Below are 12,819 nucleotides of genomic sequence, written 5' to 3'. Positions count from 1 at the left end.
TGACCGTACGGACCGGTGCGAGCCGTACGGTCAGTACGCCGGGTCCAGTTGATCCCACCACCAGGAGATCGTGGGGATCGGCAGCGGCTCCTGGCTGTCGTCGGCGGGCCGCTGCTTCCACCAGCCGCCGGGCGCCGCCTTCGGTCCCGACGGCACGGAGTAGCGAGGACAGATCGACGCCCAGTCGAGATGGCCGCGGACGAACTGGCCGAGTCCCTTGATGTACCGGCGCAGATCGCTGTCCGCCTCCTTCAGCACCTGCGCGGCCAGCCGCTCGAACAGCACCATCACCCGGTCCCGCATCGCCACCACACGGACGAGCGCACGCCGTGGGTCGAGTCCCTCCTCCTGGCAGAGGACATCGATCAGATTGAGATTGTCACCGGCCCGCAGCAGCTCCTTGTTCCGTGAGTAGAGATCGTTGTCCCAGCTCACCAGCGTCCAGGTGATCTCGGTGAGCGCGCGTATCCGTGGATCCTGCATATCCTCGTCGGCCACCGAGAAGCCGCCGACGACCTCGATCATCGCCGTGGAGGGCGCCATCCCGATGGCGCGCATCCACAGGGTGATGTAGTCGTCCAGCGAGGGCAGTTCGGGATTGCGGCGCCAGGACGCCTCCCACACCAGGCCCGAGGTGTAGACACGCATCGCCTCCGTCAGCCGACGCAACTGGCGCGGTGACGCGAACCGTTCCGCCTCCAGCCGCAGCCGCCGCAGCGCCGCCGTGTGCGGCGAGTCACGCGGTCCCTGTGCCGTCGGCGCCTCCACGGCGCGCATGATCCGTGAGGTCTCCTGGGCGAGCAGATCCGCCGTGGCCTCGGACTCGTCGCACACACCGTCGTCCAGCGAGAAGAGCACGGCGTGGAACTTGGCCATGAGGGTGAGCGGTCCGAGCTCTCCGTACGGCATCGTCGAGGCCGTCAGACCGCCGAAGTCGCAGACGGCGAGGCGTTTGAGCTGATGTTCGTCGCTGTCGAGCCGCTGTTTGAGCATCCACCGTACGGTCCGGTCGTTGAGCGCCTCCACCGACGGATGCCGGGCGGGCGGGACCGGGCAGTAGAACGGTACGGCCGGAAGCTGCTGGACCAAGCGCTGTTCCGAGACGCTCGAAACATCCGAGACACAGGTCATGATCGGCCTCCTGGTACGGCGAGGGGCGGAAAAGTGACGTGCGGAGAAACGACGTACGGACATGGCGTGGTGGCGTTCGGGAGGAGCGTATATGCCCATGTCGGATCGTCAACAACTATGCAACTGGCCACCGGCTGGCCGGAATTGACGGCTCGTGAGCTGAGTCGATCAACTCGGATCGGCCGTCGGCGGGCGGGCGCCGCCGACGTGGTGAAAGTCCCGCCGGCCGGGAAGTGCTCCCGTAACGGCTTGTATGGGACGCGGACATGTCCGGATCGTTCCCGGTACGCCATTGCGCGGGGTCGGCAGGAGACGGCCGGTATGAGACGGATGTACGGCCCGACGGGCTCGACTGCCCGCGTGGGCGTCGCGCGGGCGTTGCGTGGGCGTCGCGCGGACCCATATGCCGGTGGGCCCCTCAGCGAGTGAGGGGCCCACCGGACCGGGAGTCGCGCCGCCCCCGTCCCCACGGTGCGGCGCGGGCCGACCGTCGTCATCCGTTCGGGCGACGGTCCGCCGTTCATGCGGGCGAGGTGGTGACCTCCAGCCCGAGCACGGGAAAGACCGCGGCCTCCAGGAAGCGGATGAGATACGGCTCGTCCGCGTTCCGGCCGGCCAGCATCGGCCGTGCGCGCACGACACCGATGAGCTGGGCGGCCACGAACTCGTTCGCGGGATTGTCCGCCGCGATCTCACCGCGCTCCACGGCGCGGCGGACCATCGTCTCGATCGCCTCGACCTCCGGTTCGATGACGGCCTCGCGCAGGGCCCGCAGCAGCTCCGGATTCTGGAGCGCGGCATGGCTGAGCGCGTGCAGCAGCGCGGTGTCGCGTCCCGCGCCGGTCGCCGCCGTGCAGACCGCCATCCGGAGATCACCCGCCAGGGTGCCGGTGTCGATGTCCGCGAGTCTCACACAGCTCGTGCCACGGAGCGCGGCGGCGACGAGCTGCGGCTTGGTGCGCCACTGACGGTAGAGCGTGGACTTGCCGCAGCGTGAGCGCGCGGCGACGCCCTCCATGGTCAGCGCCTCGTAACCGCTCTCCCTGAGCAGATCCAGAGCGGCCTCGTAGAACTCCAGCTCCCGTTCCGGTGTGATCTTGGAGCGGCGCTGCGGTTTCATCGTCTCTCCCTGTCCCGTTCCCGCGTCCAATTCCCGCCCTCGGACCGCCTTTCCGCTGCCTTTCCGAGGGTTCCGATACGCCAGTGTACCGATACGAATCCGTATCGGTACACTGGCGTATCGATAGGGCGTGGTCCTCACCGCGTCGCCGCACCACCACGCCGTCATGCGCGACGTGCTGTCCTTGCAAGGGGGTCGGGTGATACACGCCCGCACTGGGCCCGCCGAACGGGAGCAGGACACTCCCGCCCGACCGCCCCTCGTACGCGAACTGCTGCTCGTCGCCGGACTCTTCCTCGTCTACAAATTCGGCAGGCAGGCCGCCACCGGCCACACCGCCGAGGCGTTCCGCAACGCCCACCGGGTCTGGGACTGGGAGCGCACGCTCCGGCTCCCGGACGAGGGCACCGTCCAGAGCGTGCTGCTCCATGGCGGCACGCTCGTCCAGTGGGCGAACACCTACTACACGGTGGTGCACTTCCCGGCGACGCTGCTCTTCCTCTGCTGGCTCTACTGGCGCAGCCCGGGCCACTACGTCTGGGCCCGCCGGGTGCTCGCCACGCTCACCGGTGCCGCGCTCGTCCTGCATGTGCTGATGCCGCTCGCGCCGCCGAGGCTGCTCACCGCGACCGGTCTGGTGGACACGGGCCGGGTGTACGGGCCGACGGCCTACAGCGCGGCGCCCGCCACCGACTCCATGGCGAACCAGTTCGCGGCGATGCCCTCGCTCCATGTCGGCTGGGCGGTGATGGTCGCGGTCGGTCTCATCGCCGCCACCCGCTCCCGATGGCGCTGGCTCTGGCTGGTCCATCCGCTGACGACGCTGTTCGTGGTCATAGGCACCGCCAATCACTACTGGCTCGACGCGGTCGTGGCCGTCGCGCTGCTGACCGTCGTGCTGGTGTGCGTACGGGCGCCGGGCCGGCGTCGCGGCTCCCGGATCGTACGGTCCGGTCCTGGCGTACGGTCCGGCCACGGCGTACGGTCCGGTCCGGGCGTCCAGGGCACGGCGGCGGACGGGTGGCCGGGAGCGGCGAAGGAAATCCAACCAGCGCCGGCACCGGCGCCGGCGCGGATGTCCGGTGTCCCGCTGGCCGCGTCGGGAACGGCGCCGTGAGCAGCCCGATGAGCGGTGCGACGGTGGTCGCCGTCACACTCGCGCTGCTCTCCGCCGTCGCGTACGCCGCCGCGGCCGTCGCCCAGGAGCGGCTCGCCGCCCGTACCGCACCGAAGGCCGGACTGCGCGCCCTGCTCGGCAGCGGCGCCTGGTGGTGGGCGGTCGGGCTGAACGCGAGCGGCGGGCTGCTGCATGTGGTGGCCCTGGCGTACGGGCCGCTCACCGTGGTCCAGCCGCTGGGCGCGCTCACGCTGGTCGCGGCCGTACCGCTGGGCGCGCGCCGCGCCGGGCGGCAGGTCAGCCGGGAGGAGTGGCGAGGCACGGCGTTCACGCTCGTCGGCCTCGCGGCGATCCTGCTGACGGCGGCGGGCACGGGCACGGAGCCGAACGAGTCGCTCAGCTTGGCGGAGGCCCTCGGCGTGGGGGGCGTGGCGCTGACGCTGGTCGCACTGCTGGCCAGGCCGGGAGCCCGGCCCGGCCTTCCGCACGCGGCGGCCTCGGGCATAGCCTCGGGCGTCGCCTCCGCCCTCACCCAGACGATCACGGTCGCCGCCGCCGGAGGCAGCATGCCGGGCGGTCCGGGATCGGGTGGGGACGGGCTGGTGCTGTGGCAGGTGATGATCGTGGCGGTGCTGGTCGCGGGCTTCGCGGTCGGCGGTCTGCTGCTCTCCCAGACCGCCTACCACGGCGGCCTGGGCGCTCCGCTCGCGGTGCTGACCTTGGCGAATCCGGTCGGCGCGGCGGTCATAGGGCTGACACTGCTGGGCGAACGCCTCCAGGGCGGCGCGTTGGGCATCGCCGCGGCGCTCGTCGGCGCGGTGGTCGCGGCGCGCGGAGTCGTACTGCTGACGCATACGCCGGCGGCACGGCTGCTGATGGAGACGGCGCCGGTGTCGAAGCGGGAGCCGGAGTCGGAGCCGGAGCCGGCGTCCGGGCCCGCCGCGCTGACGGCTTCCGGTGAACAGACCGCTTCCGGCGAACGGATCGCGCCCGTCATGCCCGCGATGCCCGCGATGCCCGCGCCGGACAGTGCCCTCACCCGGTCGGCCGAGCCGGTGGCCACCTTCCTGGCCGTGCCGCCTCCCATGATGTTCTTCCCGGGCGGCTTCGTCGTGCAAATCCCCAGCCCTCATGGGCCCGTTGACGGCGGGACTCCCGGACCCGAACCACGCGCTCGGCGGCGCCGAAGACGCTGCCGAGCCGAGCCGTGAAGCTGCGCTGTCGGGCCGCTTAAGAAATCCTCGATGGACTGTACGGCCGGTGATCGGCAGATTGGTGTCCGACCACCGAACAGTGATCATCGACGACCGGTCGGGTCGCCTGTCGCCGATACGGATCACTGGTCACCGAACAGCACCATCACGCCGGGAGCCGCCGCCCATGAAGGCACTTGTGAAACAGAAGGCCGAGCCGGGGCTCTGGCTCATGGATGTGCCGGAACCGGAGACCGGGCCCGGTGACGTACTGATCAAGGTGCTCCGTACCGGTATCTGCGGTACCGATCTGCACATCCGGTCCTGGGACGGCTGGGCCAGACAGGCCGTCACCACGCCCAGGGTCCTCGGCCACGAGTTCGTCGGCGAGGTCGCCGCCGTCGGCGCGGACGTACAGGACATCGCCGTGGGCGATCTCGTCAGCGGCGAGGGCCATCTCGTCTGCGGCAAGTGCCGCAACTGTCTCGCGGGCCGCAGACATCTCTGCCGCAGTACGGTCGGACTCGGCGTCGGCCGCGACGGCGCGTTCGCCGAGTATGTCGCCCTTCCCGCCGCCAATGTCTGGGTGCACCGCGCGGAGGTGCCTCTCGATGTCGCCGCGATCTTCGATCCCTTCGGCAACGCCGTGCACACCGCGCTCTCCTTCCCGCTCGTCGGCGAGGACGTACTGATCACCGGCGCGGGCCCGATCGGCATCATGGCCGCGGCCGTCGCCCGGCACGCGGGCGCGCGCAATGTCGTGATCACCGACGTCAGCCCGCACCGCCTCGCCCTGGCCCGCAAGGCCGGCGCCACGCTCGCCCTCGATGTCTCCGCTCCCGGCACCGGAATCGCGGACGCGCAGCGACAGCTCGGCCTCAAGGAGGGCTTCGACATCGGCCTGGAGATGTCCGGCCGCGCGGAGGCCCTGCGCGACATGATCGACAACATGACGCACGGCGGCCGGATCGCCATGCTGGGCCTGCCCGCGCAGGAGTTCGCCGTCGACTGGTCGAAGATCGTCACATCCATGATCACGATCAAGGGCATCTACGGCCGTGAGATGTTCGAGACGTGGTACGCGATGACGGTCCTGCTCGAAGGCGGGCTGGATCTGACGCCGGTCATCACGGGCAGCTACCGCTACCAGGACTTCGACGCCGCGTTCGACGAGGCGTCCACCGCACGCAGCGGCAAAATCATCCTCGACTGGACCTGACCCCCCCTTTTTTTGAGGGCTCGGTTCGCCTCCGGGCGCTTTATGCCACTGTCGACGGTCGACCGTGCTCGACCCCTCGTACCTCGGGGCCTCCGCGCGGTCTCCCTTTCGACAGCGGCGCGCCCTTCGGCTCACTCGCCGGCGGCCGTGCGCAGCCGGGACGTTCGGTGCCCCCAAAAGAGACGTTCGGTGCCCCCAAAGAAGAAAGCAGAAGGAGCCTTCTCTATGTACGCGTCCGTACGGGACGAACTGTCCGCCACCCTCGGTGAGATCCGCGACGCCGGTCTCTTCAAGCCCGAGCGCGTGATCTCCACCCCGCAGAGCGCCTCGGTCGCCGTCACCGCGGGCGGCGGCGACGGTGAGGTCCTCAACTTCTGCGCCAACAACTACCTCGGCCTCGCCGATCATCCCGAGGTCGTCGCCGCCGCCAAGGACGCGCTCGACCGATGGGGGTACGGAATGGCCTCCGTACGCTTCATCTGCGGTACGCAGGAGATCCACAAGGAGCTGGAGCAGCGCCTCTCCGCGTTCCTCGGCCAGGAGGACACGATCCTCTACTCCTCCTGCTTCGACGCCAACGGCGGTGTCTTCGAGACTCTGCTCGGCGCGGAGGACGCGGTCATCTCCGACGCCCTCAACCACGCCAGCATCATCGACGGCATCCGGCTCTCCAAGGCCCGTCGCCTCCGCTATGCCAACCGTGACCTCGGCGAGCTGGAGACCAGGCTCAAGGAGTCGCAGGACGCGCGTCGGCGGCTGATCGTCACGGACGGCGTGTTCTCGATGGACGGGTATGTCGCGCCGCTCGCCGAGATCTGCGATCTGGCCGACCGGTACGACGCGATGGTCATGGTCGATGACTCGCACGCGGTCGGCTTTGTCGGTCCTGGCGGTCGCGGCACCCCGGAACTGCACGGCGTGATGGACCGTGTCGACATTCTCACCGGCACGCTGGGCAAGGCCCTGGGCGGCGCCTCCGGTGGCTATGTCGCGGCGCGCGCCGAGATCGTCGCCCTGCTGCGGCAGCGCTCACGTCCGTATCTCTTCTCCAACTCGCTCGCTCCGGTCATCGCCGCCGCGTCGGTCAAGGTCCTGGACCTGCTGGAGAGCGCGGGCGAACTGCGGGACCGGCTGAACGCCAACACCGCGCTCTTCCGTACGAAGATGACCGAGGCGGGCTTCGAGATCCTGCCCGGTGACCACGCCATCGCTCCGGTCATGATCGGCGACGCGGCGGAGGCGGGCCGGATGGCGGAACTGCTGCTGGAGCGCGGCGTCTATGTGATCGGTTTCTCGTACCCGGTTGTACCGATGGACCGGGCCCGGATCAGGGTCCAGCTCTCGGCGGCGCACTCCACGGCGGACGTGGAGCGCGCGGTGGCGGCGTTCATCGATGCGCGGGAGGCGATGCGCGGGACGAGTTGACGCAGCGCGCGCCGGGCGTTCCTACGGCCGACGCCGTATGCGAGGCACTGCTCGGCCGGCGCCGTACCGCGGCCCGGCCGACAGGTGCCCGGGGCCGGTCCCACCTGGCAGGATGGCACGGTGATTGATGCACGGCGGCTGCGGATACTGCGGGCCGTGGCGGACCACCGTACGGTTACCGCCGCGGCTGCCGCGCTGTATCTGACTCCCTCGGCCGTCTCCCAGCAGCTCGCCGTGCTGGAGCAGGAGACCGGGCACGCGCTGCTGACCCGCAGCGGCAGAGGCGTACGGCTGACGGCGGCCGGTGAGATTCTGCTCGGTCATGCGCACGCGGTGCTCGCTCAGCTCGAACGGGCCGAGGCGGAACTCGCGGCGTACGCGGGCGGCTCGGCCGGCGAGGTGACGGTCGTGGCGTTCGCCACCGGTATCGCGGAGGTACTGGCTCCTGCCCTTCAGCTCCTGGCCGGACCGTATCCGGACATCCGGGTGCGCGTACGGGACGCCGAGGGCGACGAGAGCCTGCCCATGGTGCTGGACGGACAGGCGGATCTGGCGGTCGCGGTCGAGTACCGCGGCGCGCCGCGCGAGGACGATCTGCGGCTCTCCCGGGTGCCGCTGTACGCCGAGCCGTTCGACGCGGTCCTGCCCGCCGCGCATCCTCTCGCCCTGAGCGCCGAGGTCTCGCTCGCCTCGCTCGCCGACAGCGAATGGATCGGTCCCTACCCGGGCAACCCTTGCCATGACGTCATACAGCTCGCCTGTGAACTGGCCGGCTTCGAGCCGCGCCTCGCGCACTCCTCGGACGACTTCCGCGCGGTCGTCGCACTCGCTGGAGCGGGCGCCGGGGTGGCCCTCGTCCCGCGTTCGGCGCTGCGCGGGATGGAGCTGAAGGGCACGGTCGTACGCCCGGTGTCCGGCCCGGCCGCGACCCGCAGAGTCTTCGCCGCCGTACGCCGTGGCGCGGAGGACCATCCGCTGATCCGCCCGGTCCTGGACGCCCTGGCCCAGGCCGCAGCCGCCCGCCCCACCGGCTGACCGGCCCCTACCGGCTGACAGACACGTATCGGCTGAACACGTACCGGCCCACCGCGCCCGGCCCCCGGCGCCGCTCAGTTCAGCAGCACCAGCACCAGGACCAGCAGCGCCACCACTCCCGCCGCGATCCCGGACGCCCGCTGGACCCACTGCCGTGACGGGAGTCGCACTACCTGCGGCTCCGTCTTTCCCGGGAAGACATAGAAGACCCGGTGCGGGTCGTTCACCAGCTCCACGCGCGCGAGCCGCAGAGTCCGGACCGACACGTCCCGCTTGATCTCATGTGGCTGGTGCGCGAGGCGCTGGGTGATCCGGGCCCGGTGGACACGGTCCACTCCGTCCGGCACCTTCTCGCCCTGTCCCGTGTCGAGCGGCTCCCAGACGGCGTCGCGGTTCAGCCGCGCGCGGACACGGGCGGGCCAGTCGCGTTCGGGCAGTTCCAGGGAGTCGCGGTGCGGAGTCTGCTGGATACGGGCCGCACGCCACCGTGTGACGCTGCCCTCTCCGCCGCACTGCTCGTGGGTGATCCGCCCGGACGCCTGCACTCCTTGCAGTCGGTTCTTCCCTTTCCTCCGCAGAGGTCGCATCTGATCTCGCCCCAGCCCTCGCATCCCGCGCAGGCCACATCAGGCTGCTTACAGAACGCGCAGACGGTCCTCGTACCGGCGGCGTCGGGACCGACCGGCCGCTGCTGTGCGGTGCTGCCCTGCTGAGCGGTGGTCCGCTGTCCCGACGTACGCCGTACGGGCGGCTGCTTGGCGCCGGCGCGGCGCCTGCGTTTTCCGGTTTCCTCGCAGTGGGTGCACGGGACGACGCCCGCGCAGTCGGGACAGACCACCGCCGGCGGGCAGGGCCGCCGCTTCTCTCCCGAGCACTCGGGACAGATGATCCTGCCGCCGTCGCAGCCGCAGATGATCTCCCGCTCGGAGCCCAGACGCACCAGAGACAGATCTAATCGGTCCCGGGGATCCTCCGGCGGCTCCACGGCGTACTCCGTGAGGTTCTTGTACCTGGGGCGATCCGACAGATCGAACGATCCGTTCCTCTCCGAATCCTTGGAGTCCTCCGTACGGGTCTCGACGGAGCGGACGATCTCGAAGCGCACGACCTGATGTCGCTCGATCCGCGCGTGGCCCTTGGCGGGTGCCTTGGCGGGCGGAGGCACCGCCGTACGGGTCCCGAGAGCCGTACGGACCGTACGGAACGCATGGGCCCAGCCGCGCCGCCGGGCTATCGCCTCATGTATCTCTTCATCGGACGGTCCGTCGGACAGTGCGTCGGCCATGGGCCTTGCGTCTCCCTCTCCGGCGCGGGCGGCCATGCGCCGCGCAGACCGAAGCGTAGAGCTGCGGCCCGGCAGGTGACCAGAGGCCAACTACCGTACGAACAAGACACCTTGGCGCGTCCCTCCCTCGCCCCCGCCACGCGCTTTCCTACGCCTCCGCCCCAACGGTTCGTACGCCCTCGCCCCGCGCATCCGCTCCTACGACAGCAGGCTCGGCGCCGCCCGGTCCAGGACCGATCCCACGCGCTCCCAGGTCTCCATGTCCCGCTCCACCGGCGGCAGTTCCTCGCCCTCGCCGGTCTGCCAGGACGCCGCGATCGCCACCGCGTCCTCGTCCGTCGCCGCGCCCGCGGCCAGCGCCGCCGCTCCCAGGGCGACCAGTTCGCCGCTGGCCGGGACGATCAGCTGGCGGCCGGAGAGCCTTCGTACCGTGTCCACCCACATACGGCCCTGCGCGCCGCCGCCGACCAGCCGCAGCGGGCGGGCCGCGACCTCCGGATCGGCCGGATCGAGGCCGCAGGCGCGCAGCACTTCGTCCAGCGCGCGCAGGACCGTCACGATCGCGCCCTCGTAGGCGGCGCCCAGCAGCTGCTGCGGTGTGGTGTCATGGCGCAGCCCGGTGAGCAGACCCGAGGCGGCGGGCAGATCGGGCGTGCGCTCGCCGTCCAGATACGGCAGCAGGACGGCCTCGCCGCCCGGCACCGCGTCCTCGCGGTCCAGCCGGAGCAGCGCCGCCACCTTGTCCACGGCGAGCGTGCAGTTGAGCGTGCAGGCCAGCGGCAGATACGTACCGTCCGCCGCGGCGAATCCCGCGAGCGCGGGCGAGTCGGGACGGGTACGGGTGGCGGCGAACACCGTGCCCGAGGTGCCGAGGCTCAGCACCGGATGGTCCAGCAGCCCGCCGCCGCCGAAGCCCAGCCCGATCGCCGCGCTCATATTGTCGCCGGTGCCCGCCGCGACGGCGATGCCCGCGGGCAGCCCGAGCTCCGCCGCGGAGCCGGCGGTGAGCGAGCCGATCCGGACGGCGCCGGTCGAGGCGACGGCGGGCAGCAGCTCGGCGTCGAGGCCGAGCAGGGCCAGCAGCTCCGGGTCGTACTCACCGGTGGCCGTCGAATACCAGCAGGTGCCCGAGGCATCGCCTGGATCGGTGGCGGCGACGCCCGAGAGACGCTCGGTGAGGAAGTCGTGCGGAAGCCTGACGGCCGCCGTGGCGCCCGCGATGGCCGGGTCGTGCTCGCGCAGCCACTGCCACTTCGAGGCCGTCATCGACGCGACCGGTACGGAGCCGGTCCGCGCCGTCCAGGCGGCGGGCCCGCCGAGCGCCTCCGTGAGCGCGGCGGCCTGCGGGGCGGACCGGGTGTCGTTCCACAGCAGCGCCGGGCGCAGCGGGCGGCCCGTACGGTCCAGCACCACCAGTCCGTGCTGCTGCCCGGCGACGGCGATCCCGACGACGGCCGAGGCATCGACGCCGGACTCCTTGAGACCGGCGGCCACCGCCTCCCGCAGCGCGTTCCACCACACCTCGGGATCCGTCTCGCGCGCACCGCCCTCACCGGTCACCCGGTGCGGCGCGCGCCCTACGGCGAGCAGCCGGCCGGTGGCGGCATCGGTGAAGGCGGCCTTGGTGGATTGGGTGGAACTGTCCACGCCGACGACGACCGGGCCGACCACCGGGCTCTGCGACATGGACGTACCTCTTCCCTTGCTGGAGTTCGTGGAGTTCGCTGGCTGGAGCACTTTTTGACGTGGGAGAAACAAATTACGCGATGACGCGGCTCACCGGAACGGGGGTGGCGGATCCTCGCCGGTGGCCGAACGTGCGCGACCGTGTTCGCCGGGTGTGCCCGGGGTACGCCGGGTGTACGGCGATGAGCGGGCCCCGGGGGTTTTGCGCATCCGCGCCGACGTGCATTATTAGTCATGTCAGGAAACAAAAAGGTCGGCACGTGCCGGACCTGAGGTATCGAAGGCGGCCAGAGAATGACGGAACGCTTCACTCCCACCCCGGCGGACAAGTTCAGCTTCGGTCTCTGGACCGTGGGCTGGCAGGGCAGGGACCCGTTCGGGGACGCGACCCGCAGGGCCCTGGATCCCGTCGAATCCGTACAGCGCCTGGCCGAGCTGGGCGCGTACGGCGTGACCTTCCACGACGACGACCTCATCCCCTTCGGTTCGTCCGACGCGGAGCGCGAGGCGCACATCAAGCGGTTCCGGCAGGCGCTGGACTCGACCGGTCTGGTGGTGCCGATGGTCACCACCAATCTCTTCACGCACCCGGTCTTCAAGGACGGCGCGTTCACCGCGAACGACCGGGACGTGCGCCGTTTCGCGCTGCGCAAGACGCTCCGGAACATCGATCTCGCGGCCGAGCTGGGCGCGAAGACCTTTGTGGCCTGGGGCGGCCGGGAAGGCGCGGAGTCGGGCGCGGCGAAGGACGTACGGCTCGCGCTGGAGCGGATGAAGGAGGCCTTCGACCTGTTCGGCGCGTATGTCACCGAGCAGGGATACGACCTCCGGTTCGCCATCGAGCCCAAGCCGAACGAGCCGCGCGGCGACATCCTGCTGCCCACGGTCGGCCACGCCCTGGCGTTCATCGAGCGTCTGGAGCGGCCGGAGCTGTACGGCGTGAACCCGGAGGTCGGCCATGAGCAGATGGCCGGGCTGAACTTCCCGCACTCCATCGCCCAGGCGCTGTGGTCGGGCAAGCTCTTCCACATCGACCTCAACGGCCAGAACGGCATCAAGTACGACCAGGACCTGCGCTTCGGCGCGGGCGATCTGCGGGCGGCCTTCTGGCTGGTCGATCTGCTGGAGACCGCGGGCTGGGACGGCTCGCGGCACTTCGACTTCAAGCCGCCGCGGACCGAGGACTTCAACGGTGTGTGGGCGTCGGCGGCGGGCTGTATGCGCAACTATCTGATCCTCAAGGAGCGCGCCGCCGCGTTCCGGGCCGACCCGGTGGTCCAGGAAGCGCTGCGCGCCTCGCGGCTGGACGAGCTGGCGCTGCCCACGGCCGCGGACGGAGTGGCCGCGCTGCTGGCGGACCGCAGCGCGTACGAGGACTTCGACGCGGAGGCGGCGGCGTCGCGCGGCATGGCCTTCGAGCAGCTCGACCAGCTGGCGATGGACCACCTGCTCGGCGTCCGCTGACCCGAACCCCGGCCGCCATGACCGCCACCCGCGCCCCCGCGGGCGGCGGTCACGCGCGTCGGCGCGGGCCGTGACCGGTGCCGGACACGGGACGGGTACCGCTCCGCCGTGAACGGTGCCCTGCGCCGGACGGGCGCCGCCCGC

10 protein-coding genes are annotated in these 12,819 nt (G+C 71.0%); 6 read left to right on the top strand and 4 right to left on the bottom strand.

The features are described from left to right. Positions 1 to 30: 30 nt before the first annotated feature. Positions 31 to 1,131, bottom strand: a complete 1,101-nt coding sequence (locus tag ACFV6H_RS07750) for a hypothetical protein (RefSeq protein ID WP_385539573.1) — start codon at positions 1,129 to 1,131, stop codon at positions 31 to 33. A 520-nt stretch (positions 1,132 to 1,651) separates the two neighbouring features. Continuing rightward, a complete protein-coding gene (locus ACFV6H_RS07745) occupies positions 1,652 to 2,251 on the bottom strand; it encodes a TetR/AcrR family transcriptional regulator (protein ID WP_384975233.1) in 600 nt (199 codons plus the stop codon). Between the two features lie 199 nt (positions 2,252 to 2,450). Here ACFV6H_RS07745 and ACFV6H_RS07740 point away from each other — a divergent pair, with 199 nt between their 5' ends. From ACFV6H_RS07740 to ACFV6H_RS07720, 5 genes are all read left to right on the top strand, one after another. Next, complete coding sequence (locus ACFV6H_RS07740) at positions 2,451 to 3,368, top strand: phosphatase PAP2 family protein (protein WP_384975232.1); 918 nt, start codon at positions 2,451 to 2,453, stop codon at positions 3,366 to 3,368. Continuing rightward, positions 3,365 to 4,579: a hypothetical protein gene (locus tag ACFV6H_RS07735; protein WP_385539570.1), complete on the top strand. Its 1,215-nt coding sequence runs from the start codon at positions 3,365 to 3,367 to the stop codon at positions 4,577 to 4,579. The genes ACFV6H_RS07740 and ACFV6H_RS07735 overlap by 4 nt, the downstream gene beginning before the upstream one ends. 169 nt (positions 4,580 to 4,748) lie before the next feature. Further along, the gene (tdh, locus tag ACFV6H_RS07730) at positions 4,749 to 5,780 is read left to right on the top strand and encodes an L-threonine 3-dehydrogenase (protein WP_385539568.1); all 1,032 of its coding nucleotides are present in this window, start codon (positions 4,749 to 4,751) and stop codon (positions 5,778 to 5,780) included. A 225-nt stretch (positions 5,781 to 6,005) separates the two neighbouring features. Further along, positions 6,006 to 7,205 carry a glycine C-acetyltransferase gene (locus tag ACFV6H_RS07725; protein ID WP_384791416.1) on the top strand — a complete coding sequence of 400 codons (1,200 nt, stop codon included), beginning with the start codon at positions 6,006 to 6,008 and terminating at the stop codon, positions 7,203 to 7,205. Positions 7,206 to 7,325: 120 nt separating this feature from the next. Then, positions 7,326 to 8,240, top strand: a complete 915-nt coding sequence (locus ACFV6H_RS07720; RefSeq protein WP_385539565.1) for a LysR family transcriptional regulator — start codon at positions 7,326 to 7,328, stop codon at positions 8,238 to 8,240. A 74-nt stretch (positions 8,241 to 8,314) separates the two neighbouring features. Here the strand turns inward: ACFV6H_RS07720 and ACFV6H_RS07715 are convergent, their stop codons facing one another. Then, on the bottom strand, positions 8,315 to 8,827 hold the full coding sequence (locus ACFV6H_RS07715) for a hypothetical protein (RefSeq protein ID WP_385539563.1): 513 nt from the start codon (positions 8,825 to 8,827) through the stop codon (positions 8,315 to 8,317). Positions 8,828 to 9,723: 896 nt separating this feature from the next. Then, positions 9,724 to 11,211: a xylulokinase gene (gene xylB / locus ACFV6H_RS07710; protein WP_385539561.1), complete on the bottom strand. Its 1,488-nt coding sequence runs from the start codon at positions 11,209 to 11,211 to the stop codon at positions 9,724 to 9,726. A gap of 294 nt (positions 11,212 to 11,505) precedes the next feature. On the opposite strand from xylB, the gene xylA reads away from it, so the two are divergent. Continuing rightward, positions 11,506 to 12,675: a xylose isomerase gene (gene xylA, locus ACFV6H_RS07705; RefSeq protein ID WP_384975228.1), complete on the top strand. Its 1,170-nt coding sequence runs from the start codon at positions 11,506 to 11,508 to the stop codon at positions 12,673 to 12,675. Positions 12,676 to 12,819 lie beyond the last annotated feature (144 nt).

Origin of the sequence: Streptomyces sp. NPDC059743 (assembly GCF_042732975.1) — a bacterium.
In the GTDB taxonomy this organism is placed as follows: domain Bacteria; phylum Actinomycetota; class Actinomycetes; order Streptomycetales; family Streptomycetaceae; genus Streptomyces.
Note: the sequence above shows the minus strand (reverse complement) of the source record. Positions and strands in the feature narration are given on the sequence as shown.